This is a genomic window from Burkholderia sp. AU4i (genome assembly GCF_000466765.1).
Classification (GTDB): Bacteria; Pseudomonadota; Gammaproteobacteria; order Burkholderiales; family Burkholderiaceae; genus Burkholderia; species Burkholderia cepacia.
The window spans coordinates 1-1,093 of sequence record NZ_ASSI01000409.1 but is presented as its reverse complement, the minus strand read 5'-3'; the positions used below and the strand labels follow the sequence as shown (position 1 = coordinate 1,093).

The following is a 1,093-nucleotide window of genomic DNA, read 5'->3' as shown; positions in this document are numbered from 1 at the left end:
CCCCGTCTCGATCCGACGCGCACGATCCGCGCGCCGCGCGGCAGCGAGAAGGTCTGCAAGACCTGGCTGGCCGAAGCGGCCTACCGGATGATCCAGAACAACCTCGACCCGGAAGTCGCCGAGCATCCGCATGCGCTCGTCGTGTACGGCGGCATCGGCCGCGCGGCGCGCAACTGGGAATGCTACGACCAGATCCTCGCATCGCTGAAGGATCTCGAGGAAAACGAAACGCTGCTGATCCAGTCGGGCAAGCCGGTCGGTGTGTTCCGCACGCACAAGGATGCGCCGCGCGTGCTGCTGGCGAACTCGAACCTCGTGCCGCACTGGGCGAACTGGGATCACTTCCACGAGCTCGACCGCAAGGGCCTGATGATGTACGGCCAGATGACGGCCGGCAGCTGGATCTACATCGGCAGCCAGGGCATCGTTCAGGGCACCTATGAAACGTTCTTCTCGGTCGCGAACCAGCACTTCAACGGCGATCCGTCGGGCCGCTGGATCCTGACGGGCGGCCTCGGCGGCATGGGCGGCGCGCAGCCGCTGGCCGCGACGATGGCCGGCTTCTCGATGATCGCGGTCGAATGCGACGAGACGCGCATCGACTTCCGCCTGAAGACGCGCTACGTCGACAAGAAGGCGACGACGCTCGACGAGGCGCTCGGCATGATCGAGGAAGCGAAGCGCACCGGCAAGCCGGTGTCGGTCGGCCTGCTCGGCAACGCGGCCGACGTGTTCGCGGAGCTCGTCACGCGCGGCATCACGCCGGATTGCGTGACCGACCAGACGAGCGCGCACGACCCGATCAACGGCTACCTGCCGCAAGGCTGGACCGTCGCGCAATGGCGCGAAGCGCAGAAGGTCGATCCGCAGAGCATCGTGAAGGTCGCGAAGCAGTCGATGGCCGTCCAGGTGCGCGCAATGCTGGCGCTGCAGGAGCGCGGCGCGGCGACGCTCGATTATGGCAACAACATCCGCCAGATGGCGCTGGAAATGGGTGTCGAGAACGCGTTCGACTTCCCGGGCTTCGTGCCGGCCTATATCCGCCCGCTGTTCTGCGAAGGCAAGGGCCCGTTCCGCTGGGTCGCGCTGTCGG

General features: G+C 66.7%; 1 protein-coding gene. It reads left to right on the top strand.

Annotated features, from left to right (window positions below):
* Positions 1-1,093: urocanate hydratase (hutU, locus tag L810_RS43095; protein WP_081712978.1), on the top strand; the 1,093-nt coding region annotated here is incomplete at both ends.